Source organism: Photobacterium sp. Alg240-V54, assembly GCF_900537155.1.
Classification (GTDB): Bacteria; Pseudomonadota; Gammaproteobacteria; order Enterobacterales; family Vibrionaceae; genus Photobacterium.
Map to the genome: position 1 here is coordinate 35,448 of NZ_UNRL01000010.1, position 23,153 is coordinate 58,600.

At 39.0% G+C, this 23,153-nt stretch carries 23 protein-coding genes; 14 read left to right on the forward strand and 9 right to left on the reverse strand.

What is annotated here, in order from left to right; all coding sequences use genetic code 11:
- Positions 1-158: 158 nt before the first annotated feature.
- The 3 genes from fdhD (at position 159) to pbpG (ending at position 3,231) form a co-directional block, all read left to right on the forward strand.
- On the forward strand, positions 159-1,004 hold the full coding sequence (fdhD, locus tag G6R09_RS17375) for a formate dehydrogenase accessory sulfurtransferase FdhD (RefSeq protein ID WP_163923732.1): 846 nt from the start codon (positions 159-161) through the stop codon (positions 1,002-1,004).
- Positions 1,004-1,915, forward strand: a complete 912-nt coding sequence (locus G6R09_RS17380; protein ID WP_065168884.1) for a helix-turn-helix transcriptional regulator — start codon at positions 1,004-1,006, stop codon at positions 1,913-1,915. The genes fdhD and G6R09_RS17380 overlap by 1 nt, the downstream gene beginning before the upstream one ends.
- Before the next feature lie 416 nt (positions 1,916-2,331).
- Positions 2,332-3,231 (forward strand): D-alanyl-D-alanine endopeptidase, encoded by a 900-nt coding sequence (gene pbpG / locus G6R09_RS17385; protein ID WP_065168885.1) that lies wholly within the window; start codon positions 2,332-2,334, stop codon positions 3,229-3,231.
- 390 nt (positions 3,232-3,621) lie between these two features.
- Here pbpG and G6R09_RS17390 read toward each other — a convergent pair whose 3' ends face one another.
- Both G6R09_RS17390 and G6R09_RS17395 read right to left on the reverse strand, forming a co-directional pair.
- Positions 3,622-5,616, reverse strand: a complete 1,995-nt coding sequence (locus G6R09_RS17390) for a cache domain-containing protein (protein ID WP_205523004.1) — start codon at positions 5,614-5,616, stop codon at positions 3,622-3,624.
- A gap of 59 nt (positions 5,617-5,675) precedes the next feature.
- A complete protein-coding gene (locus tag G6R09_RS17395; protein ID WP_163923734.1) occupies positions 5,676-7,145 on the reverse strand; it encodes a sigma-54 dependent transcriptional regulator in 1,470 nt (489 codons plus the stop codon).
- 357 nt (positions 7,146-7,502) lie between these two features.
- Between G6R09_RS17395 and G6R09_RS17400 the strand changes: the two genes are divergently transcribed.
- From G6R09_RS17400 to G6R09_RS17425, 6 genes are all read left to right on the forward strand, one after another.
- The gene (locus G6R09_RS17400; RefSeq protein WP_240345790.1) at positions 7,503-8,273 is read left to right on the forward strand and encodes a substrate-binding domain-containing protein; all 771 of its coding nucleotides are present in this window, start codon (positions 7,503-7,505) and stop codon (positions 8,271-8,273) included.
- Positions 8,274-8,433: 160 nt separating this feature from the next.
- The gene (locus G6R09_RS17405; protein ID WP_065168888.1) at positions 8,434-9,135 is read left to right on the forward strand and encodes an ABC transporter permease; all 702 of its coding nucleotides are present in this window, start codon (positions 8,434-8,436) and stop codon (positions 9,133-9,135) included.
- Positions 9,136-9,150: 15 nt separating this feature from the next.
- Complete coding sequence (locus tag G6R09_RS17410) at positions 9,151-9,864, forward strand: energy-coupling factor ABC transporter ATP-binding protein (RefSeq protein ID WP_163923740.1); 714 nt, start codon at positions 9,151-9,153, stop codon at positions 9,862-9,864.
- The gene (mobA, locus tag G6R09_RS17415) at positions 9,851-10,444 is read left to right on the forward strand and encodes a molybdenum cofactor guanylyltransferase MobA (RefSeq protein WP_163923743.1); all 594 of its coding nucleotides are present in this window, start codon (positions 9,851-9,853) and stop codon (positions 10,442-10,444) included. Before G6R09_RS17410 ends, mobA begins: the two co-directional genes overlap by 14 nt.
- Positions 10,431-12,209 (forward strand): bifunctional molybdopterin-guanine dinucleotide biosynthesis adaptor protein MobB/molybdopterin molybdotransferase MoeA, encoded by a 1,779-nt coding sequence (locus G6R09_RS17420; protein WP_163923745.1) that lies wholly within the window; start codon positions 10,431-10,433, stop codon positions 12,207-12,209. The genes mobA and G6R09_RS17420 overlap by 14 nt, the downstream gene beginning before the upstream one ends.
- Before the next feature lie 185 nt (positions 12,210-12,394).
- Positions 12,395-13,111 carry a DUF3581 domain-containing protein gene (locus G6R09_RS17425; protein ID WP_065168892.1) on the forward strand — a complete coding sequence of 239 codons (717 nt, stop codon included), beginning with the start codon at positions 12,395-12,397 and terminating at the stop codon, positions 13,109-13,111.
- A gap of 115 nt (positions 13,112-13,226) precedes the next feature.
- Here the strand turns inward: G6R09_RS17425 and G6R09_RS17430 are convergent, their stop codons facing one another.
- From G6R09_RS17430 to nagE, 3 genes are all read right to left on the reverse strand, one after another.
- Positions 13,227-14,564 (reverse strand): HAMP domain-containing sensor histidine kinase, encoded by a 1,338-nt coding sequence (locus G6R09_RS17430; protein WP_065168893.1) that lies wholly within the window; start codon positions 14,562-14,564, stop codon positions 13,227-13,229.
- Positions 14,545-15,222: a response regulator transcription factor gene (locus G6R09_RS17435; protein ID WP_065168894.1), complete on the reverse strand. Its 678-nt coding sequence runs from the start codon at positions 15,220-15,222 to the stop codon at positions 14,545-14,547. Before G6R09_RS17435 ends, G6R09_RS17430 begins: the two co-directional genes overlap by 20 nt.
- A 169-nt stretch (positions 15,223-15,391) precedes the next feature.
- Positions 15,392-16,774 carry an N-acetylglucosamine-specific PTS transporter subunit IIBC gene (nagE, locus tag G6R09_RS17440; protein WP_065168895.1) on the reverse strand — a complete coding sequence of 461 codons (1,383 nt, stop codon included), beginning with the start codon at positions 16,772-16,774 and terminating at the stop codon, positions 15,392-15,394.
- Between the two features lie 452 nt (positions 16,775-17,226).
- Here nagE and G6R09_RS17445 point away from each other — a divergent pair, with 452 nt between their 5' ends.
- The gene (locus G6R09_RS17445; RefSeq protein ID WP_065168896.1) at positions 17,227-17,949 is read left to right on the forward strand and encodes a phosphatase PAP2 family protein; all 723 of its coding nucleotides are present in this window, start codon (positions 17,227-17,229) and stop codon (positions 17,947-17,949) included.
- 93 nt (positions 17,950-18,042) lie between these two features.
- Here G6R09_RS17445 and G6R09_RS17450 read toward each other — a convergent pair whose 3' ends face one another.
- Entirely contained in the window at positions 18,043-18,402 is a 360-nt protein-coding gene (locus tag G6R09_RS17450) for a helix-turn-helix transcriptional regulator (protein WP_065168897.1), read from the reverse strand.
- A gap of 240 nt (positions 18,403-18,642) precedes the next feature.
- On the opposite strand from G6R09_RS17450, the gene G6R09_RS17455 reads away from it, so the two are divergent.
- Together G6R09_RS17455 and G6R09_RS17460 are read left to right on the forward strand one after the other, a co-directional pair.
- Positions 18,643-19,002 carry a hypothetical protein gene (locus G6R09_RS17455; RefSeq protein WP_163923748.1) on the forward strand — a complete coding sequence of 120 codons (360 nt, stop codon included), beginning with the start codon at positions 18,643-18,645 and terminating at the stop codon, positions 19,000-19,002.
- A 95-nt stretch (positions 19,003-19,097) separates the two neighbouring features.
- The gene (locus tag G6R09_RS17460) at positions 19,098-19,547 is read left to right on the forward strand and encodes a DUF411 domain-containing protein (protein ID WP_163923751.1); all 450 of its coding nucleotides are present in this window, start codon (positions 19,098-19,100) and stop codon (positions 19,545-19,547) included.
- 94 nt (positions 19,548-19,641) lie between these two features.
- Here the strand turns inward: G6R09_RS17460 and G6R09_RS17465 are convergent, their stop codons facing one another.
- Both G6R09_RS17465 and G6R09_RS17470 read right to left on the reverse strand, forming a co-directional pair.
- Positions 19,642-20,601: a hypothetical protein gene (locus tag G6R09_RS17465; RefSeq protein ID WP_065168899.1), complete on the reverse strand. Its 960-nt coding sequence runs from the start codon at positions 20,599-20,601 to the stop codon at positions 19,642-19,644.
- 68 nt (positions 20,602-20,669) lie between these two features.
- The gene (locus G6R09_RS17470; RefSeq protein ID WP_065168900.1) at positions 20,670-21,098 is read right to left on the reverse strand and encodes a MarR family winged helix-turn-helix transcriptional regulator; all 429 of its coding nucleotides are present in this window, start codon (positions 21,096-21,098) and stop codon (positions 20,670-20,672) included.
- 105 nt (positions 21,099-21,203) lie between these two features.
- Here G6R09_RS17470 and G6R09_RS17475 point away from each other — a divergent pair, with 105 nt between their 5' ends.
- Both G6R09_RS17475 and G6R09_RS17480 read left to right on the forward strand, forming a co-directional pair.
- Positions 21,204-21,518: a DUF3861 domain-containing protein gene (locus tag G6R09_RS17475; protein ID WP_065168901.1), complete on the forward strand. Its 315-nt coding sequence runs from the start codon at positions 21,204-21,206 to the stop codon at positions 21,516-21,518.
- A 160-nt stretch (positions 21,519-21,678) separates the two neighbouring features.
- The gene (locus tag G6R09_RS17480; protein ID WP_065168902.1) at positions 21,679-22,044 is read left to right on the forward strand and encodes a DUF4156 domain-containing protein; all 366 of its coding nucleotides are present in this window, start codon (positions 21,679-21,681) and stop codon (positions 22,042-22,044) included.
- Between the two features lie 46 nt (positions 22,045-22,090).
- On the opposite strand, the gene yghU is transcribed toward G6R09_RS17480, so the two are convergent.
- Positions 22,091-22,948 (reverse strand): glutathione-dependent disulfide-bond oxidoreductase, encoded by an 858-nt coding sequence (yghU, locus tag G6R09_RS17485; RefSeq protein ID WP_065168903.1) that lies wholly within the window; start codon positions 22,946-22,948, stop codon positions 22,091-22,093.
- Between the last annotated feature and the right edge of the window lie 205 nt (positions 22,949-23,153).

Below are 23,153 nucleotides of genomic sequence, written 5' to 3' on the forward strand. Positions count from 1 at the left end.
AAAAACCACATGAAAAGTAGCCTTTTTCGATGTTTTTATTCATTGATGGCCAATACCCTAATTTGGATTTTTAATAATAGTGGAACAATCTTTGCTTAGTTTTTATTTACAATATGTGTTGTCGGATAGACATCAACCTTAATACGCAGGAATTTCAGATGGCGACATTGCCTAAAATAATAAAAACCCAAGCAACAGTGCAGCAAACTATGTCAGTAGAGATTGTTGATGAATATGGTGACCGACAAACAAAAGAGATTGCCTGTGAACATCCATTAACGGTATACCTTAATTGGGTTGAAGTTGTTACGTTAATGACATTAGGTGAACGTCCTTCAGCATTAGTCTTAGGCTACCTAAAAAACCAAGGCTTTATTAATGACCTTAGCGCGATCGAATCAGTAATGATTGATTGGCAAACGAATGCCGCCGTTATCATTACTCATGAAAATACCGAAAACCTGGCCCAACAATTAGAAAAGAAAACCGTCACATCTGGCTGTGGTCAAGGCACCATGTATGGCAATGTCATGAAAAAACTCGATGGTATTACATTGCCACAGCCTCAAATTAAACAATCGATGCTATATGGTCTATTAGAAGCATTAACCCATCATAATGAAACCTATAAAGCAGCTGGTGCCGTACATGGTTGCGCGGTCTGTAAAGGCACTGAGATTCTATCGTTTGTGGAAGATGTGGGTCGTCATAACGCCGTTGATACCTTAGCTGGTGAAATGTGGCTACAGCAGCAAACAGGCGAAGATAAAATTTTCTATACCACAGGCCGTTTAACGTCTGAAATGGTCATCAAAGTCGCGCAAATGGGGATCCCAGTGTTGCTGTCTCGCTCTGGTGCTACGCAAATGGGCTATGATCTTGCTAAAAAACTAGGCATCACCATGATTGCACGCGCTAAAGGATTACGCTTTCAAATCTATAATGGTAGTGACAATATCGAGCTGGATGTTAAAGGCAATAACAATCAAGGAAATCAAAGCTAATGGCAGACTTTCCTGAATTTATGAATGCCAAATTAGTTGCCGAATATCTCGATCTTAATGAAAAGAAAGTTTACGCCTTAGCTAATGATGGTTTACTGCCTGCGACCAAAGTAACGGGAAAATGGCTATTTCCTAAAGCAATGCTTGATAAGTGGTTATTAGAATCTTGTCATAATGGCGTTTTAACTGATCGGCTACTGATTGCAGGCTCCGATGATCCACTATTACAGTGTGTTGTCGGTAAAATGGCGAATCAACTCGGTAGTACCGCCCTTGTAGGTTATACCTCTACGGGAACTCGACAAGGACTAGCAATGTTAAGCAAAGGTCATGTTGATATCTGTGCTATTCATTGGGGTAATGTTGAAGAAGCCAGCTTACGTCATCCTGCATTATTGCAACAATATCCTGGCCATAAAAACTGGGTCTTAGTCCATGCCTTTGAGCGCAAACAAGGATTAGTTGTTAGCCCTGCTCTCGCTGAAGCGGTGAATAGCCGTTCAATTCAACTTCATGAGTTATTATCACCACGTTGGCGTTGGGCATTACGCCAGCAAGGGGCTGGTAGTATGCGAGCATTAGAAGAATGGATCCATGGTCACGGCTATGACATGAATATGCTTAATCAAGTTGATTGTTGTAACAGTGAACGAGAATTAGCATCAGCGATTGCTCGAGAACAAGCAGATATTGGTTGCGCAAGCCAAAGTACAGCTGGTGAATTTGGATTAGGATTTATTCCACTGTGTACAGAAGCATTTGAGCTTGTTATTCCGAAAAACATTTACTTTCGTACCTTACAGCAGCAACTATTACAATCATTAACGCACAGTGATATTCAAGCCCATGGTGATCAACTGGGTGGCTATAATTTCCTTCGAACAGGACAACAAGTGTGGAGCGCGAATTAATCGCGTTTGAATCTATAAAGGTCATCGCCAGATGGCCTTAATGATTGCATTACACTCAACAAGTCATGATACCCACCCCCACAATAAGCAATCAAAGATTGACACCATCAATAAATCATCCAGAAAAAATGCTATCATACCAATAGTGCAGCGTCATTTTTTATTAGATCATGAAATAACAGCACATATTTACATTACTTTTAGCGCTTATTTAATACTTTAAATCACTTTTACAATTAATCTGTTACACAATTATTTTTTTGTATCATGTTTCATTACTCATTTCTGTTTAACAGCTGGTTTTATGAACGATTATGAAAGGATTAACACAAACATGACTTGCTTAAGCACAATTGAAAAGATGACAATATAAGGATAATTATTCCCCTTTCCAAATGGGACCCCAAGGAGCCATTGTGCGCAACGCTTTAATTTTATTTTTTACACTTGCAAGTATCAGCTTTTCTTCTTTCGCAAGTATCAACACCAGCAAACTCAAGCCAAGTAATCTTCAGACTGCTTCTGTGAGTAATTATGTTATTGACCTAAGCTCTGGAAAAACACTGTACCGTAAAAATTCCAATGTGGTGATGCCAATTGCTTCACTGACTAAGCTAATGACCGCCATGGTCACATTAGATGCCAAGCTTCCTCTTAATCAAAAAATCACGTTCACTAAAACCGATAGAGAGCATATGTACAATACATATTCTCGCGTTCGTGTTGGTTCAGAATTAAGCCGTGGCGAAACAATGCATATTGCATTAATGTCATCTGAAAATTTAGCAGCTGCAGCCCTTGCAGCTAACTACCCTGGTGGTTACAAAGCATTTATTCGTGCCATGAACGCTAAAGCAAAAGCGCTAGGTATGACACACACACACTTTGTTGACAGTTCAGGTCTAAACCCTAAAAACCAATCAACAGCATCTGATGTTGCTAAGATGGTACGTGCTGCTTACAAATACCCTGAAATTCGTAAGTACAGTACTAATGGTGCCGTTCATACTGCTTACTTCACACAACCTCGTTATAAATTAGGCTACACCAATACTAACGCTCTTGTGCGCGGTAAAAAGTGGAACGTGAATTTAAGTAAAACAGGTTTTCTTGATGAAGCGGGTCGTTGTTTAGCGATGGTAACAACCATTGATGGCAAAAAGATCTTAATGGTCATGCTTGATTCACAAGGCAAGCTAACCCCAATTGGTGATGCTGGTCGTATTAAGCAATGGTTACAAACAGGTAAAAGTAAAGCTATTACCGCTGATGCTAAATACTACCAACAGCAAAAGTTGAAACAATTAACCCAATAATAAATTGATGATGATTGTTGTTAGTTCATAACGTAAAAGCCAGTATTCGATATGCTGGCTTTTTTGTAAGGATTTTCAAAACTAATAGATAAATATATCATTTGAAATCTGTAATGATAACGACAAGAAATTATCGTTAAATGGACATTAAAATAATCTGATAGCAATATATCAACTATGCTTTAAGTCCCCCTAAAAAAAGGACTGCTTATGCCGCATACTGAAATGATCATTCCCTCATCGCTAGGTCTTATTAGCCGAATATCTCTTACCGCATCACTGTTTCTCATTGTTGGTTTATCCATGATGTAACGTGACAAAAAAGCCCCTTGGTAAAGACATCACTTTTGTCATTACCAAGGGGCTTTTTGTTATCATCAATGGTACTTATTACACTGTCACTAAAAGATCAAGTTCGCTAGGTGATTCTTTTTTATGCTTGAGGTATACACTAAATGTTGAACCTTGACCTTCAATCGATTCAACCGTAATTTCTCCTCCTACATTAGCGACAATACTTTGACTCACAGATAAACCTAACCCTGTTCCTGAACGACGTGTCGTAAAGAAAGGATCAAAGATACGCTTCATATTATGTTCTGAAATACCACAACCATGATCGGTGATAGCAACCATCGCACCCAATAGCTCACCATGTTCATCAATCCAATTAGATGTGGCTATTTTTAATAATCCTTTATCATCCATGGCATGGATACCATTCATCTGCAAATTAACCAACACTTGCAATAACTGATGACGATTGACTTCAACACTGCATTTAGCAGCTAGATTCACTTCAAATTGAACATCCATCTTTTTAGTACCCGAACGAACAAGTGTTAAGCTCTCTTCAACAATCAAGTTTAAGTGATGCCATGTTACTTCATCTTGCACGCCACCTTGCCGACTGTATTGCAGTAAACTGCGGGTAATATTTCGAATTCGATCAATTTGTAAATGAATCGCTGTCAGTTCATCTTGAACATCAGCAGTACCATCGCCCAACTCTAATTGAATCAATTCAATATTGCCTAATATAACGGCAATTGGATTGTTAATTTCATGGGCAATACCTGCAGTCAATTCACCCAATGCCGCTAATTTTTCTGTTGCCACTAACTTTGAGCGAGCTTGGTGTAATAACCGTATATGCTGCTCTAACTCTTCGGTTTTGTGATGTAAACTCTTTGTGCGCTGTTCAACTTTCTCTTCAAGCTCTATTGCTGTGAGCTTAATTAAACCATTGCGCTGCTCAAGTTGATCCAACATCGAGTCAAATTGCTCACCCAGTATTTGTAATTCATGTCCGTCACATAAATCCAATTTACCGACACGCTTTTTCAATCCCATTTGAACCGCTTTCGCAACCTGATAAATTTTCTCAATCGGTAAAAATAAATCCCGCGAACCACGATAAACAATAATACTGGTAAGTAGCAGCACTAATAAAATACTGACACTCATTTCAATAATATTGGTTAAATAGCGCTCAATTAACGGCCATTGCAGATAACCCGTATAAAGCATGCCGACGACGGTACCATTATTACCATGTAACGGCTCATAAGCTGAGACATACCAACTATCGTAAACAAACGCACGATCTACAAAGGTTTTTCCTTGCTGTAATACTTGTTGTTGCACATCTTTAGAAACACGAGTACCCACAGCACGACCAATAAGATTAGCGCTATCTAGTGGCACATTGGTACTTATGCGCACATCCCCCATAAACAAAGTAACAGTACCAAGACTGCCTTTGGGTAAAGTATCAGAGGCATAAACTAAATCACGAATCCGATCCACCAGCGATGTGCTGTTATTTAATAAAATACCACCATCTAAAATCCATTTAAGCTCACCTTGTTGATTAAAGATTGGCACTAAACTGCGACTAACCAGCCCTTTTTGCTCAATCGTACCTTCTTGTAATAATGGTAGTTGTGCTCGAGCGGGAAGATCATGGTTTAACTCAAACAAAGCACTACGATCTAACACTTGAAAAAATGTTTGATCTTTTCCTGTCCTTAATAATTGTTGCTCTGAGGCTGAAAACATTCCAATATCAGCAACAGAATGCAGTACTACAAAATCTAACTGATATTGTCGATTTTGCTGATGCACCCACTGACGTAATGTTATGTCATCAGATCGTAATCGTCGTTGAAAATCATAAGAATTAGCCAGTGCTTGCAATTCCATTCGCTGCTCTTTTTTCAACAGCATCATACTATGATGAGCAACGGCTAAATCTGCTTTTACATTCATTAAAGCGTTCTGCCAGGTATACGTCACCGTCCAATAAAACGTAATCGCAATCAATGTTAATAACGTAAGAAAAATAGGCACAGAGGTAAGCACTAAAAGACGATAGCGAACCATGGTTTTAAAACGCCGTAACCACATCAAGACAAATGCTTTTATTTTCATCGCTGTACGACTCATAATAGTTCATCTGTCCATTCTTTATATTTACGCTCTAAGGTTTTTCTTGCCACACCAAGCTGACGCGCTGCTGCTGATTTATTACCGTCACTGGCATCAACAACCTGCATGATATGTGCTTTTTCAACTTCTTTTAGTGTCCAGGTTACTGGGTAGCAATATTGATCTTCACCGTCGTCGTGACATTGACATGGCCGTTGAGGGTGAGCTGCATTTAATTCGGCTTCTGCAGCTGTCACTGCATGTACGCCTACAGCAGCAACAGCAGTAACTGGTAACGCATCCCCTTGCAATTCACGCCAATAATCCGCAGGCGGTTTGCCTAATAAAATGCATCGTTCCATCATATTACGCAATTCACGAATATTACCTGGCCAAGAATAAGCTTGCATCGCCAAAATATCTTCATGGGTCCAATTGATAGCTTTCATGCCTAAGTCTTTTGATAGCTGCGCGGTAAAATGATGACTTAATGATGGAATATCTTCAATTCGATCACGTAATGATGGCAAATCAATCGTGAGCACATTTAAACGATAATACAAATCTCGACGAAAACGGCCTTCTTCAACTTCAAGTTTTAAATTACGGTTTGTCGCTGCAACAATACGTACGTCAATTTGAATTTCTCGCTCTGAACCAACAGGACGAATCGCTTTTTGTTCTAGTGCGCGCAATAAAGACGATTGCATAGCTAAAGGCATTTCACCTATTTCATCTAAAAACAAGGTACCATTATTCGCCACTCGAAACAGACCTTCACGGCTTTTCTTGGCTCCCGTAAATGCACCAGAGACATGACCAAACAACTCACTTTCAAGTAATTCCGGCGCAATAGCACCACAGTTAATCGGAACAAAAGGCCCAGTACGCTTACTTAATTGATGCAATGCGCGTGCAACCAATTCTTTACCTGTGCCAGATTCACCTTCGACTAATACAGCTGCAATTGATGGCGCAATTTGAGCAATCAGCTTTTTCATCTGCTGTGTTGCTGGCGCATCACCAATAATATTAACCGGATAGCTTCGCTCGACGTCACGTTGCAGTGCAAAATTTTGACGCTCCACTAAGCGGCGCTCAATGCATCGATTCACTGATTGCATCATTTGATCAAGATTAAACGGTTTAAGAATAAAATCTGACGCGCCAGCACGTAGGGCCTGAATAGCCGTCTCTAAATCCGCATAACCCGTCATAAATATCACATCACTGCGACGGGTTGTTGGATCAAATGCTTCATGCCATTCAATACCAGAACGTCCTGGTAAATTAATATCAACAATCAACAAATCAAAGTGGCAACGCTTACGAATTTCCTCTGCTTCTTCAATACTGCCGGCAGTATCAACTTGAGCAAATTTTTTACTTAAGGCTTTTTTTAAGATCGTGCGCATTCCTGGCTCATCATCAACCACTAATACAGAAACCGCAGTCCAAGATGAAGACAAACTAAAATCAGACATAGAGACATTTTAACCGAATATAATTTGCGACATTTTGTCTCACTGTTAATCATTAAGTCAAAATTGTTTTATTATTTCGTATAACTTCGGTTACCTTTGTCCTATTTTGGTCACTATTTAATGCCTAAGTCACATAATCAGCCTTATTCATCAACATTTAAAAGATGGCACTTTACTTGCTTATAGCTGAGCAGCGTTATTTATTAAGGTGATATGAGTCATTTTGCCGCATTTATTTGGCTTCAAAGACTGACGACTTTTCATCTCAACACATTTTTAATGTAAACCAATCGATCAGGAACGTTGATGAACCTATTAAAAACCACTTTAGTTATTCTTGGCTGCGCATCAGCAACCATGGCTTATGCAACCACAGATACAGCTAATAAGACAGTGCGCCTTGCCACGACCACCAGCACTTATCACTCGGGATTACTTGACTACTTATTACCTGTTTTTACTAAAGACACAGGTTATAAGGTTGAAGTGCTAGCAGCAGGAACAGGTAAAGCACTGCGCATGGGTGAGCATGGTGACGTTGATTTAGTGATGACCCATGCACCACAATCTGAAGCAACATTTGTTGAGAAAGGTTATGGCGTTCTACCACGTAATTTAATGTATAACGATTTCGTTTTAGTGGGTCCTAAGACTGATCCTGCTAAAATCAAAGGCGATAAAGATGTTGCACATGCACTAAAAGAAATTGCTGCTGATAATGCGATGTTTATTTCTCGGGGCGATGACTCAGGTACTAATAAAAAAGAACTCAATATCTGGGCACAAACGAAAATGGAACCGAATTTTGGTGGCTATAAAGCCGTGGGTCAAGGTATGGGCCCAACATTGAACATGGCATCAGAACTGCAAGCCTATACATTAACCGATCGTGGTACTTGGCTGGCCTATGAGACCAAACTTGATCTTGAAATTATGGTTGAAGGTGATAAGCGTTTATTTAACCCGTACCAAGTTATTTTAATTAACCCGAGCCGCTACCCTGATCTTAATTACCAAGGTGCAAAAACATTCAGTGATTGGTTAGTTAATCCCAAAGCACAAAAGTTAATTAATAATTACCAACGACACGGTCAGCAATTGTTCGTTGCTGATGCACAAACACAATAATGGTAACACATTAATTTAATATGATATTTCGCCGATGATTGCTTATTTTATATATTAATCATTATGGCATCACAGTTATTACATCGAGCCTTAGACTTAATGCTAATAACGTGAATGATAGCACCATCGGCGTATTTTTTAGGTCAAAACAGACATTAGCATGAATATTTGGCAGACAACTCAACAAGCAACTCAACTTCTTTTTAGTGGCGATAGCGCACTTTGGGGGATTGTCGGGGTGTCATTTTCGGTGTCTCTTTTTGCCATCGCCTTAGTCATTATCCCCTCACTACTGATTGCCTTTGCATTAGCTTATGGTAAATTCCCTGGGCGTTGGATCACACTCTCTTTAATGAATACCTTACAATCCGTTCCGACAGTAGTGATTGGCTTACTGCTTTATATGTTGTTATCACGCGCAGGACCATTAGGCGATTGGCAGATGCTATTTACCCAAAAAGCGATGATATTAGGCCAAGTATTAATCTGTTTTCCACTCTTAGTATCGATGATGCATGCTGCCTTTCAAAATAGTGATCGCCGAGCATGGGAAACAGCACTCACTTTAGGATCTAGCTACCCTCGCGCATTAATCAGTTTAATGTGGGAAAGCCGCTTTCCATTAATTGCTGCTATTGTAGCTTCCTTTAGCCGTGTGATCACCGAAGTCGGCTGCTCAATGATGGTCGGCGGTAATATTTTAAATTCAACTCGAAATATCCCGACAGCAATTGCGCTTGAGAGCTCAAAAGGTGCATTTGCTCAAGGTGTAGCCTTAGGAATGGTGTTACTTATTCTAGCCTTAGGTCTAAACTTTATTTTATCTATCGCCCGTGGCAAAGCCCATTTGCGAACTAACTAAGCCGAGGCCTTAATTATGACTCATGCATCCATTCAGGCACTCGACCTTTCCGTTCGTTTTAAAAGTCGTCTACTGTTTCATATTCCACAACTTAATTTAGCACCACGAGATGCTATCTATTTAACCGGTGATAACGGCGTCGGCAAAACAACCTTATTGAAAGTGTTAGCTGGCTTACAAAAACCCACCACTGGTACGATTAATATTCATCAGCATACTTTTTTTAAACGTCTCTTTAGTGGTTGTTATGAAGGGAGTATCATCTACCTCCATCAAACCCCATATATGTTTGATGCAACAGTGTTTAACAATGTATGCTATGGACTACGATTCGCGATTAAAGATCGTCAAAAACGCCGAAATGAAGCCATTAATGCTTTGCGGATGGTCGGCCTTGAAACCCTTGCTAATGAGCATGTGTCCGTTTTGTCTGGTGGTGAACGCCAACGCGTCGCAATGGCACGAGCATGGGTACTTAAACCCAGTGTGCTATTAATGGATGAATCCAGTGCGAGCATGGATCAAGAGTCAATTAATCGCCAAGTTATTTTAGCGGAAGATTTATTGTCACGAGGCACCAGTTTAGTGATCACGAGCCATCAACAAAATGCACTCACAGCACTTTGTCGCCGCCAATGGACAATCAATGACACCCAGTTAATTGAACGAGCCGATCTCCAACTCGTTAAAGATACCAAAAACAATAAGGATAATTATGCCTACGCCTGAACAAACCCATTGGGTCATTTTAGCGGGTGGTCAAGCCAGCCGTATGGGAGGCAATGATAAAGGCTTGATTGAACTTGCAGGCCAACCATTTATTCAATATGTAATTAATACCCTAGCACCACAAACGTCTCATATCAGTATCAATGCAAACCGTAACCAAGATCTGTATCGCCAATATGGTGATGTTTTTGGCGATAGCATTGAAAATTATCCTGGTCCTTTAGGTGGTATGCATGCAGCGCTGCACCATATAGATAATGACTGGATTGGTTTTGTGCCTTGCGATTGCCCGCAATTACCTGCTGATTTAGTGATGAGAATGGCAGCGGCATGTCAACCTGATACCGATATAGCGGTGGCACATAATGGCGATTATATTCAACCCGTTGTGACACTGTTACATCGTCGTATTCTGCCAAAATTAGAAGCCTTTTTAGCTAATGGCGATCGAAAGATAATTTTACTTTATCGTCAATGTAATATGATTACGGTTAATTTCAGTGATCAAGCCGATGCCTTTATCAACCTCAACACCCCTGAGGAATTATCACAATTTGGAGTACGCCATGAGTCAAATTAACGCCTCTGTGCCTTTATTAGGCTTTGCTGCATTTAGTGGTACTGGTAAAACAACCCTTATTGAAGCCATGCTACCTAAATTGGTTGAACGTGGCCTACGCATTGCGGTAATCAAACACGCTCATCATGATTTTGATATTGATCAGCAAGGAAAAGATAGCTACCGATTAAGAAAAGCAGGCGCACACCAGATGCTTATCTCCTCTCGCTATCGTCGTGCATTGATCACTGAAACCCCCACTGTAGAAGCAAGCTTACCGTTTTTAATTCGACAATTAGATCAAACACAACTTGATATTATTTTAGTCGAAGGGTTTAAGAAGCTCGACTTTCCAAAGATTGAATTACGCCGCCAAGTCATTAACAAGCCGTGGCTATATCAAGACGATAACAATATCATTGCGATTGCAAGTGACACCAAAGCAGATACGACCTTACCGCAAATAAGCATTGATGATATCGAACAATTAACCGATTTCGTGGTGCAATTCAGTCGCCAACCGCACCAGCACTCAATCGAAACAGCCAGTTGTGATGATGTTCAACCACAAGGAATGTTATCGGTTGATGAAGGTCGAAAACGCATTCTTTATCAAATAAAAAACCTTGATAAACCACAAACAGTTTCGCTAAAACAAGCACTTGGCCAGATAGTACATACCGATATTCTTTCACCGGTAAATGTGCCACAACATACTAATTCAGCAATGGATGGCTATGCTATTCGCAGCGAAGATATTAATTTAAATAGCTATAACGTTGTCGGTCAAGTGCTTGCAGGACATCATTACCCTCACCCATTACAAGCAGGTGAAGCTGTTCGCATTATGACAGGCGCTCCCGTTCCTCAAGGCGCCGATACTGTTATAATGCGTGAACAAGCACAACAAGATGGTGACACCGTCACGTTCAACCTCACCATGGGCGCGATTAAAGCGGGTCAAAATGTTCGCTTAGCGGGTGAGGATCTTGCTATTGACCAAGTAGCCGTTGCTAAAGGCCAAACGATCACCGCACCAGAACTTGGTATGATCGCATCACTGGGGTTAAGCACACTAACAATCAATACCCCTTTGCGTGTTGCTATTTTCTCAACCGGTGATGAAGTACAGGCCCCTGGTGAAGCACAACAACAAAACTGCATTTATGATTCAAACCGCTACAGCTTATTTGCCTTATTAACCGGTTTAGGTTGTGAGGTGGTTGATTTAGGCATTATTGAAGACAGTGAAGCTGCGCTTGAAACGACGTTACGACAAGCGAGCCATAAAGCAGATATGATTTTATCATCTGGTGGCGTCTCTGTTGGCGATGCTGATTACATCAAAACGGTACTTGATAAACTCGGTGAGATTAATTTCTGGCGAATCAATATGCGTCCAGGACGCCCACTAGCATTTGGCCATATTAATGATGTGCCATTTTTTGGTTTACCCGGCAATCCCGTTGCAGTCATGGTGACATTTTTACAATTTGTTGAACCTGCAATTCGCAAACAACAAGGCCATCAAAATTGGCAACCACAAACATATACCGCGATTGCTGCTGAGTCGCTACGATCTCGTAATGGACGAACCGAATATCTACGTGGATATTACCATTGGGATGCTAATGGCCGCCTGTCGGTAAAAACAATTGGCTCACAAGGTTCAGGTATTTTACGTTCAATGAGTGAAGCTAATTGCTTAATTGAAATTCCACCACAGCAAGAATATGCCCAGATTGGCGATAGAGTGACTGTTATTCCACTTAATATACGCTTTTAGTCAATAAAACAGCGACTGCATAATGCCAAGCATTGCTCATATTGCTTGGCTTTTTTATGTCTACTACTATTAGTATGTATTTCGTCAATATATGTATTTACATTAATATCATCTGGCTAGACCATTAAAGTGATATTTATGATGTAGAATAGCAGCAGTCTTATTTTTAGGTATTATAAGTAAACATGTTTTTAGATTCATATTATTCAAATAACGACGGTGAATTATCTTTTACTCGTGAGCAAGCAAGCCATTTTGCAAAACGTGTAGCCGGTGACTTTAACCCGCTTCATGATGAAGATAACAAGCGTTTTTGTGTACCTGGCGATCTGCTTTTTTCGGTTCTTCTAGCCAACGTTGGCCTTAGCCAAAAAATGCGTTTCGAATTTGCAGGCATGATCAATGAATCAAGCTGCCTACTTATAGACATCAAATCCCCGACAGAATTAGCGGTTATCGACTGTACGGGCAAAGTCTACATGGATGTGATACGCAGCGGTGAAACAACAAAGGATGAGGTGTTAATTTCACAAGTCACTAAAAACTATGTGCAATTCTCAGGAATGAACTTTCCACACATTATGGTACCTTTGATGAAATCAAAAGATATCATGATTAATCCCACTCGCCCATTAGTGATCTATGAGTGTATGGAACTTGATTTTACTCGTTTAGATCTTAGTGCGCCAACCGTTGAATTAACTGACTCTATTATTGAGGTTGAAGGTAAACGTGGTAGCGTAACGCTGCATTTCTGCTTTAAAGAAAACGGTGAAATCGTCGGTACAGGCAGCAAACGTATGCTGATGAGCGGATTAAAGCCTTATTGCCAAGATGGTATTGATGATTTAGTTTCACGTTTTAATGAGCGTAAAGATAAATTCAATGCAACTAATCGCTAAATAGCCAATCTATTTTCTATAAAAAAAGCCCAATTAGCACTTATCTTTCTCATTAATAAGTATCAATTGGGCTTTTTTGTCTTGCTGTTTTTAGAACAATGACACTACGTTATTATTAATCACTCAACGTTGACACTAATTCAGACGCGAGTGGTAAATACAATCGAGATCGTAAACCGGGATTATTATCACTAAAAACCAATTCACCATTATGACGAATCACTACCGCTTCCACTAACGATAACCCTAATCCAAATCCTTGATGAGTTCGACTCCGATCGGCACGAAACATCGGCTCACGAATTTTCTCTTTGTCTTCATCAGACACACCCATGCCATTATCTGTTACTACAATACCAAAATGATCAACAATGACATTAATCACACCTTGCTCAGGTGTGTATTTAATCGCATTTTCAACCAAGTTATAAACAGCTCGAAATAATAAACTTGGCTCACCTTGCAACCGGTATGGTTGATCTTCTCTAAATGTAAGTTGTTGCTGTTTTTCATCAGAAATAGGCAATAAAAATTCAACCACGTCACGGCACACTTGAGATAAATCGACCCACTCTTTATCAATCTGCTGCTTGCCACTGTTTAAATTAGCAATTTCTAGCATGCCATTAAACATACTCAACAATACTTCTAAATCATCATGACAGGCTTCTAATTCTTTCGTATATGGTGCAGTTGGTTGGGTTAACAATCGCTCGAGACGTAATTTCATTCGCGCTATGGGTGTACGTAAATCATGTGCCATACCCACAGAGAGTGCTTTTAGCGATGTTTCTTTTTTCTCGACCTGTTCAATCAAAAAATTTAGGTGAATAGTTAACACATCGAATTCATCATCATTGCTACTAACTGGTAGCTTGACCCCTTTTTCACCTAAAATAACTCGATTCATACCCTGATTAACACGGGCTAACTTCTTTAAGATTACAATTGCAAACAGTGAAGCCCCGGCCAACATGATAATGACTGGCACAGCAATTCCAGACAGCAGCATCGGAATAACAGTCTGGCGATAAGCTTGCATAAATTGCGGGTTAATTTTTATCTCTAATTCCATCCCTCGTGGTAGCTTTACCACTTGAGATAGCTGTGTTGTTTTTCCTCGACTAAAAATAAATGACGCTGCAGGGTAAGTCGCCACCTCATTAACAACAGGTTTTGTTGGTTGTACAATATAACTAAATGTGGTGTTGTTTTTGCTACGTTGCGTTATCGTTTTATAGAGTTCGGCGCTATTACCTTTGTTGAGCATCATCGTAAACAAATTAGCTTCATTGACTAAATCACGTTTTAATTGTTGATGGTAAAACGTCTCTGAACTAACGACTACCTGATTAATAAATAAGATGAAAATAAAAGCAACACAGGTAATAAAATACATCAACACTTTAAAAATGGTTGATCGCGACAGGTTTTCAGGCCCGGCGTAAGACATAACCCGCCCCTCGAACAGTGTGAATTAAACTAGGCTCTCCTTCAGACTCTAATTTTTTACGTAAGTTGGCAATATGAACATCAATCACGTTGGTTTTTGGATCAAAATGATAACTCCAAACAGATTCAAACAAGCTCATTCGAGAAACAACACTTTCAACATGTTCCATTAAGTATTGCAGTAACAAGAACTCTTTTTGTTGTAAGTTAATTAGCCGCGATCCACGCCATACACGGTGCGATTTTATGTCTAACCTTAAATCATCATAGCTGTACTCAGAAGAGACAGTCGCTACGGTTTGATTGCGTTTAACCAAAATATTAGCGCGTGCAACAAGCTCTGCTAACGCAAAAGGTTTAGTTAAATAATCATCACTACCAGCAGTAAGCCCTGTTACACGATCTTCAACACTGTCCATCGCACTTAATATTAATACTGGTGTTTGGTTTTCAGTGGCACGTAATGCCGCGAGAACTTTTAACCCATCAAGTTGTGGAAGCATGCGATCTAGCACAATTAACTGATACTCACAGCTGGTTGCCATCATTAGTCCTTGATGACCATCTTCAGCTTCATCAACAACAAACCCTTGCTCTCGTAATCCTTGAGCAACAAACTCACGCGTTGTTAGATCATCTTCAATTACTAATATCTTCATTTATTGCTTATCACTCATTGGCTCTATGTTGCTTATTTAGATGATTATACACAGTCCATCGACGGTTTTTTAGATATAAAAAAACGGCCTACCAAAGGTAGACCGTTTAACGCGACCATAGGGGGAATTATGAAATCGCGAATACTGTATTTTGCTTAATCAATGATGCTTACAGCGCTTTCATTTGGTTAGCAATAATTTCAGCTTGTGGACCAATAATAACTTGAAGGTTATTTGAACCTACGTTTACTACACCCTTCGCACCTAGTTGTTTTAGCTTAGCATCATTGATGATTGAGCGGTCAACAATACCTAGGCGAAGACGTGTGATACATGCAGAGATATCAGTTAGATTATCTTTACCACCTAGTGCTTCCAGGTATTGTACCGCTAAATCTACTTTACTGTCTGAACCTGGGTTTGAATCTTCTTCTGGTGCATCTTCACGGCCTGGTGTTTTAAGATTAAACATCTTAATCGCACCAACAAAGATCACGAAGTAAATAGCACCAACCACTAGACCCATTGGAATAATTTCCCATGAGTTATGCGCTGCTGGCGCATTGTAGTTTAGGACGTAGTCAATTAAGCCAGAAGAGAAGCTAAATGCCATGTGAATGTTAAGCATTGACGCAACAACAATACTAACACCCATTAGAATAGCATGTACTACATACAAACCAGGTGCTAGGAACATGAACATGAATTCAATTGGTTCAGTAATACCAGTTAAGAATGCAGTTAATGCCACACTCAATAACATACCACCAACAACTTTCTTGTTTTCTTTCTTCGCAGTTACATAGAATGCTAATGCTGCACTTGGAAGACCAAACATTACTACAGGGAAGAAACCACTTAGAATACGTCCGGCAGATGGGTCACCTGCGAAGAAACGCGAGATCTCACCTGTAACAATCTGACCAGTAGCAGGATCTGTGTAGTTACCAAACACAAACCAAACCATACTGTTAAGAATGTGATGTAGACCAAGTGGAATCAGCAGACGGTTAGCAACACCGTATACAAACTCACCAGGAACACCACTAGTAAGAATCCACTTACCTAAATGGTTGATAGCATCTTGCACAGGAGGCCATACAAGGCTGAATGCAAAAGCAAGCACCAATGCAACTAAACCTGTGATAATAGGAACAAAACGCTTACCACCAAAGAAGCCTAGGAACTCTGGCAATTTAATGGCGTGGAAACGGTTATACAATAGACCTGCACAAACACCAATAATAATACCACCAGCGACACCAGGGTCGACATCAGCATTAAGAGTTTTCATTGCAGCCATCATAATGAAATAACCAACTGCTGCTGCGATTGCTGCTGCTGCTGAGTTATCTTTCGAGAAACCACCAGCAACACCCATTGCAAATAACAGTGCTAAGTTAGTAAAAACTGCCTGACCGCCTGCTGCAATAAAAGGTATATTTAGTAGATCGGGTTGTCCAATACGCAATAGAATACCAGCAATAGGCAACACTGCGATTGGAAACATTATCGCGTTTCCGAGCTTTTGGAAATGTCCAAGAATACTCATTCCCTTCTCCATATCATCACATCAAAATTAATAAACAACATATGTCGTTTAAGCATGCATTAACCATACAGTAGTTAGCTAAACTTAGTTTAGGATAAACATTAAGTTTTCTTAATGTTAGCTCTATTTCGCGTGACAGCCTTCACAATTTGAGAAATATCACTAAAAAAACACAAAAAAAGCAACAAAAGTTACATTTGATTAACCATGAGTTTTGTTAATTATTCAACTATAATTTATTTTATTAGTGTTACTAAAGTAAGAAAGATGAACCTTACCTGACAAATAAGCATACAATAAGTTATTCAACGATATTCTTAATGACATTCGGTATAATTTGTGCGAAAAAAGGTTCCAGTTTTAAACCATGAAAAAATGTCAATTTAATGACAGTTAATTTATTTTTTGTGGCTTACTTAATAATTATATAATGATAAGATTGACCTTTCTCCATGATGAATTTTATATCCCAAAAACTACCTAACTTTATTGCATTAGCGTTATTTGCCATATTGCTTTTTGTTGCTATTCATATAGTGCCAGTACCAGCTTTAACAACACCAGTCAGTAATGCTGCTGGTATTTCATTTGCTTTGCTAACTGACAGTGCTGGTAGTCCGTTCTTCCTTATTACTGCAGCATTGCTTTGTCTTATACCTGTATTTTTAAAGCTACCGAAAAAAACCATCACTAAAGTATGGATTCAATTTGGTATTCTGCTTGTATTAAGTTTCGTCACTAAGACGGTCTTAAAACACGAGACTGCAATTCCTCGCCCATACACTTATGAATTACAAGCCTTACATCTTGTTGATTCACCAGCTGATTTCTATGCATTAGATGCTGTTGGTAAAGATAAAGTCGTAAAACAAGCAGCAACATACATAAGTCCTTGGCGTTTACGTAGCTGGGAAGGCGAAACCAACTATTCATTTCCATCTGGACATACTATTTTTGCTGCTATCTGTGTGCTTTTCTGGGGTGGTTTCTTTATTCGTAGAGGTAATTATCTTGTGGCTGGTGGATTAATTATTTGGGCAACAGGGGTGGGTATTAGTCGTTTATGGCTAGGTATGCACTTCCCTTCTGATGTTATGGGCTCAATACTTTCAGCTGCTGTGCTATATTTCTTTATCCCTGAATGGGATGAACATGCTAAGAAGAAAAAGAAATAATCTAGCAACATAATCAGTTAAAAAGGCTCATCACAGTAATGCGATGAGCCTTTTTTATAAGTTAATATTTATAATATCAATATTATGAGACTATCATAAGCTTGGCGTTGGCGTATGTTCATATTCAACAACCAGCTGATTACCTTCATAGGTAACTTTTTTAATCTCACCATCAAATATAAAAGTATTTTTTACGACAGAGTGATTGAGCGTGCCTTTTTGCACGGCTTCACGTAATGAGGGAAGTATTAGCACCGGATCAATATTTAAAATACTGCAAAACTCATTAACAAACTGATGTTGAATGACAGTATCACCCCGTAAAATGTCTGAAAACTCAAGTTGCGTTAACCCTAGCTTTTTAGCCATTTCAATTTGAGTAATACGCATTTTTGCTTTGTAACTCATCCATGTATCATGCAAAACTTGACGATCTTTTTCAGTATATGCCATTTTCTTTCCTAAACGCTTTCAACGTATTGAATAAACCCATCGTTATTCATTCCACTGCGCAAGCGTAAATTTAAACGAATTGATTTCCTTCATCCATAAATTAGCTGTAAGAATATGTGTCACATTATTCACAAGCTGAATACAATAATGGTAAGTTAATACTTTATTACAAGTTATTTATTGTTGAATTGCATATTGAACTTATAATGCTCGCCCATCATTAGGATTGTTAACATAAAAATGATACGTCGTTGGTTATCTTTTATTGTGTATAGTTTGCTTATCGTAACTGTATTTACCAATACAGGGTATGCTTACACCACAAAATACGTACCCACCCCTGTATCACCTTGCAGTATGGAACAGAGTACCTGCTGTGATGACACTAATGATATTGAAACTCGCCCAATCATCATGACTGATGCAACCTACTCTCATTGCAACGATGATTGTAATAGCGAGTGCTCATCGCAGCACCAACCCGCGCTTCTGCCTAACTTTAACTTTCAATCATGCAACCATGCAGAAAGTCTGCCTAAAGCGCAGTATCAACTTACCCGTTATTACCATGAACCATTACTAAAACCCCCGATGGCATAAGTGTTATTCCAGCTTTGAACACTTAACTTACATCATCTACCTTGCACTCTTTATCTTAAATAAAGTGTAAACCTGTATATTTTAGGAATGTCATCATGATCATCAAACGTACGTTACTTGCCCTTACTGTTTTTGTTTCAGCGACTGCAACAGCTGAGACTGCACCTATTATCAAAGGTACGAATTACTTATCACCCTATTGTGGTTGCTGTAAAGAATGGGTAACGCATATGAAAGATAACGGCTTTGAGCTAGAAAATGTTTACCAAGAAAACTTAACACCAACAAAAATTAAGTTAGGTGTATTACCTCAATATGCATCTTGTCACACGGCACAAATTGATGGTTATACCTTTGAGGGCCATATTCCAGCCGCTGACATCAAACGCTTTCTCGCTAAAAAGCCAACGCGTATGAAAGGACTCGCAGTAGGCGGAATGCCAATGGGATCTCCGGGTATGGAGTATGGTGATCAGAAAGACAGTTACAATGTGGTCGCTTTTGATGACAAAGGCCGTACTATGGTATGGGCGCGACATAATTAATCGACCTCACCCTGTTAATTAAACAAAAACACGCCCGTTGCTGTCGTTACTCATAACAAGTTAACTGACCAACGGGCTTATTTATTTTGTTGCTTTACAGAAATAGCGCTCGATTAGGATCATCATTTTGAGCCCATAACGGTTCTAATTCACGCTTTTCAAAGTAAATTTGTAAGCCATTAAAATAAGTAAAAGCAGTAAGCTCTGAGTTTTTACCAAAATGTTCAAAAAACTCCTCTTCATACTCAGCTAATTCCGCTAATGTTTGAATACCACGACTTAACGCCCAATGAATAGCATGTGGTGAAATCATGGTGCGATATAGCATTAATTCTTTAATACCAGCTAACGCAATATCACGTTGTACAGCTGCAGAATGTCGAGAAGGTAACGCGTTTGCTTGTTCTTCTGCTAATAATGCCCGTAGACTTGCTAAACTTGATTCTCGCTCTGCTGGCGAATAACCATAAGTCGTTTTACAAAAGCGTAAGGCATAAGTCATTTTTTCACGCCCCACCAGCTCAATCACTTGCTCAAGATAAGGCTGTGGAATGGCATATAAAGCCGCTAATTGAGTCACTGCATGATTTAAACTGGTGTAAATAATACCATCGTATTCAAATTGAAATGTTGTTGTTACATCGTAACAAGGTAGTCCATCAATATAAATCGGCCAACCGCTGTAGTTTACTCGCTCTTTAGCTATCTCAAACATCTTCCAACCGCTAATACGAAACCCTTCTAACGCTTTACCATCCATTTCAGACGATTCAAGCTCTTCTTTGGTCCAATTAACACCAATTTGTAGATGTTTATGATATTTTTTATGTAGCTGTTGTTTTACTTTGTCGCGTAGTAAATCTAAGCTACTCACCTTTACCGCATTGGCAAAGCTAAAGCACTCTTGGCAACACGGCAACATAATCGGTAACGTTTGGTTATCATAATTTGGAACAGCCATAAATGCATGACGGTCAAAATACGGCTCACCACAGAACCAACAGGTATGACGATAGTCAAAAGGCACATCAATATTATGGTATGAAGAAGTCATTTATCTGCTATTTATGATTGAAAGTACATTGAGTATTATGCAAAGACTACCGTTCAACAACAAGGTGATTATTGCTCACGAAGATTATGGGTCATTCGTTTTGCTAGTTGTTGAAATAGTGCAATCTCTTCAGTGCTGACATTGTGAGTTATTTTTTCCTCCAACAGCAAATCAATATCCGCTAATTTTTTTATAACAGCCATACCGCTATCGGTCACGCACAAGTATGAACTACGCTTATCTACTGGGTTCGGTGCTTTACTGATAAACCCTTTATCTATTAACGTGCTAAGTAAACGTGTAATTTGTGCTTTATCACGATCTAATACTGTTGCTATGTCGATTGCTGTACACGGTGTGATGTTATTAATGATTTTAATCACACGTACATGCATTGGGGTAATATCAAGATTTAGCTGTTCAATCTGTTGATGTAACTGACGTTTTAACGCATGTACCAACTGAAATAAATTATCTAATGGTGTGTTGTTGACCATAAGTAGCTCCTATCCTTTTTTCAGATGATTGACATTATCAACTATATTACTCTATAGTTGACATTATCAACCATATTGGTATTTACTTCAAATAGGATCTTATTTATGTCTAATAAAAATACTCACGAAAATAGTTACCGCATTACTGTTGAAGAGTTACAACCTAAAAGTGCGATTCCAAAAACAATTCAATTCGAATTTCAAGATAGAGAAAACTTGTTTAATATTATTGATAATTTAAAACAAAATAGCGATTTGGAGGAAACTCAAGCAACAAGAATAGGCATTTCATTACGGCTATTAGGTCCAATATTAATGGCAAACCGTAAGCATTCTCTCTTTATTGATTTTATGCCTCACTTCAAAAATTTTATGTTATTACTCAAAAATACAGTTAAAAAATCACCTACAAATAAATAGTGTTATTCGATTAAGCATTCATTTATAAGACTAACCAGCACATAACACCAATATTCTGCAATAATAATGTTATATCCATCTGACAACTGTCTTTATTTACTTGCCAGTTACACCGATTTACATACACTCGCGCGACATTTATTTTGTTCGTGAACTTTACATGAAAAACATTCTGGTTAGCTCAATGTTAGCCTCAACATTGCTATTAAGCGGCTGTGTTACTTTTCCGACTCCTGAGTCTAATCAAGTCGATGTGATTTGGGATGATGTAAAAGCAATAGAAAACTGTCAACGCTTAGGAATAGTATATGGCTCTGAAGGCCATTTTTATGATTACTGGTTCCATGCTGATAAAGATATGGTTTGGGGTACATTAAACCAAATGCGTAGCAAAGCAGCTGAATTAGGTGGTGATACGATCTATCTCTACCAATCGCTTGATTTCTCAAGTTCAGTGACCATGTTTGCCAATGCGTATGTATGTAACAGTGCGCCAACAAAACCAGTCGCTACTAAACTGCAATAAAATAAACCTAAGAGCAGCCATTTTAGTCATGGCTGCTCTACGTTGATTACGGCTTTTTTGACAAGACATCGGTAATATCTTGAGCGGTATGACGTTCAGGTAATTGCTCCCACACCTCTCCAAATGTACGATTTACAATTCGCCCCCGCTGTATGGCTTCGCGCTGTAATATTAACTTAGCCCAACGCTGTACATGGGTATAACTACTCACATCAAGAAACTCACCTGCATTATAAAGAGAGCCTAATACCAGATTGCCATACCACGGCCAGATAGCGATATCAGCAATACTGTATTCATTGCCTGCGATATATCGATTATTTGCTAGTTGTTTATCAAGAACATCTAACTGGCGTTTTATTTCCATCGTAAAACGATTAATCGGGTATTCAAATTTTTCTGGCGCATAGGCGTAAAAATGCCCAAAGCCACCACCGAGATAAGGCGCAGAACCTTGTAACCAAAATAGCCAATTCATCACTTGCACACGCTCATTACCCAATTTAGGTAAAAGCAAATCAAATTTTTCAGCCAAATAAACCAGAATCGAACCTGACTCAAAAACATTAATGGCTGGGGTTTCTGAATGATCAACTAAAGCAGGAATTTTTGAATTAGGGTTAATATCAACAAAACCAGAAGAAAATTGGTCTCCTTCAGAAATATTAATCAAATGGGCATCATAATCGGCATCATTTTTTCCAGCTGCTAGCAACTCTTCAAGCATGATCGTAACTTTTTGTCCATTGGGTGTCCCCATAGAATAAAGTTGCAATGGATGCTTACCGATCGGTAATACTTTATCATGTGTCGCACCTGACACTGGGCGATTGATCTGTGCCCATTGACCGCCATTGTTGCTATCAAACTTCCATTGCTGTGGTGGGTTATATTGATTTGTCATGTTAACTCCTAACTTTACAATAACTTAAAACACTTAAGTGATATCCTTTTCGTCTAGTAACTATTCTTAACATTGATAATTCAACTTGTCCAATATTCTATATACCGATTAATTAGATAATATATTCCCAAACAACAACAGTACATTCGACAGCTATATTTATCCATTTCATCTATCAACTCACTGAGTTTGAAATCACCGTATT

Coding starts and splice junctions, on each gene's coding strand:
- fdhD (WP_163923732.1), top strand. CDS start 159: ATGGCGACATTGCCTAAAATAATAAAAACCCAAGCAACAGTGCAGCAA.
- G6R09_RS17380 (WP_065168884.1), top strand. CDS start 1,004: ATGGCAGACTTTCCTGAATTTATGAATGCCAAATTAGTTGCCGAATAT.
- G6R09_RS17390 (WP_205523004.1), bottom strand. CDS start 5,616: ATGGTTCGCTATCGTCTTTTAGTGCTTACCTCTGTGCCTATTTTTCTT.
- G6R09_RS17395 (WP_163923734.1), bottom strand. CDS start 7,145: ATGTCTGATTTTAGTTTGTCTTCATCTTGGACTGCGGTTTCTGTATTA.
- G6R09_RS17400 (WP_240345790.1), top strand. CDS start 7,503: ATGGCTTATGCAACCACAGATACAGCTAATAAGACAGTGCGCCTTGCC.
- G6R09_RS17405 (WP_065168888.1), top strand. CDS start 8,434: ATGAATATTTGGCAGACAACTCAACAAGCAACTCAACTTCTTTTTAGT.
- G6R09_RS17410 (WP_163923740.1), top strand. CDS start 9,151: ATGACTCATGCATCCATTCAGGCACTCGACCTTTCCGTTCGTTTTAAA.
- mobA (WP_163923743.1), top strand. CDS start 9,851: ATGCCTACGCCTGAACAAACCCATTGGGTCATTTTAGCGGGTGGTCAA.
- G6R09_RS17420 (WP_163923745.1), top strand. CDS start 10,431: ATGAGTCAAATTAACGCCTCTGTGCCTTTATTAGGCTTTGCTGCATTT.
- G6R09_RS17425 (WP_065168892.1), top strand. CDS start 12,395: ATGTTTTTAGATTCATATTATTCAAATAACGACGGTGAATTATCTTTT.
- G6R09_RS17430 (WP_065168893.1), bottom strand. CDS start 14,564: ATGTCTTACGCCGGGCCTGAAAACCTGTCGCGATCAACCATTTTTAAA.
- G6R09_RS17435 (WP_065168894.1), bottom strand. CDS start 15,222: ATGAAGATATTAGTAATTGAAGATGATCTAACAACGCGTGAGTTTGTT.
- nagE (WP_065168895.1), bottom strand. CDS start 16,774: ATGAGTATTCTTGGACATTTCCAAAAGCTCGGAAACGCGATAATGTTT.
- G6R09_RS17445 (WP_065168896.1), top strand. CDS start 17,227: ATGATGAATTTTATATCCCAAAAACTACCTAACTTTATTGCATTAGCG.
- G6R09_RS17450 (WP_065168897.1), bottom strand. CDS start 18,402: ATGGCATATACTGAAAAAGATCGTCAAGTTTTGCATGATACATGGATG.
- G6R09_RS17455 (WP_163923748.1), top strand. CDS start 18,643: ATGATACGTCGTTGGTTATCTTTTATTGTGTATAGTTTGCTTATCGTA.
- G6R09_RS17460 (WP_163923751.1), top strand. CDS start 19,098: ATGATCATCAAACGTACGTTACTTGCCCTTACTGTTTTTGTTTCAGCG.
- G6R09_RS17465 (WP_065168899.1), bottom strand. CDS start 20,601: ATGACTTCTTCATACCATAATATTGATGTGCCTTTTGACTATCGTCAT.
- G6R09_RS17470 (WP_065168900.1), bottom strand. CDS start 21,098: ATGGTCAACAACACACCATTAGATAATTTATTTCAGTTGGTACATGCG.
- G6R09_RS17475 (WP_065168901.1), top strand. CDS start 21,204: ATGTCTAATAAAAATACTCACGAAAATAGTTACCGCATTACTGTTGAA.
- G6R09_RS17480 (WP_065168902.1), top strand. CDS start 21,679: ATGAAAAACATTCTGGTTAGCTCAATGTTAGCCTCAACATTGCTATTA.
- yghU (WP_065168903.1), bottom strand. CDS start 22,948: ATGACAAATCAATATAACCCACCACAGCAATGGAAGTTTGATAGCAAC.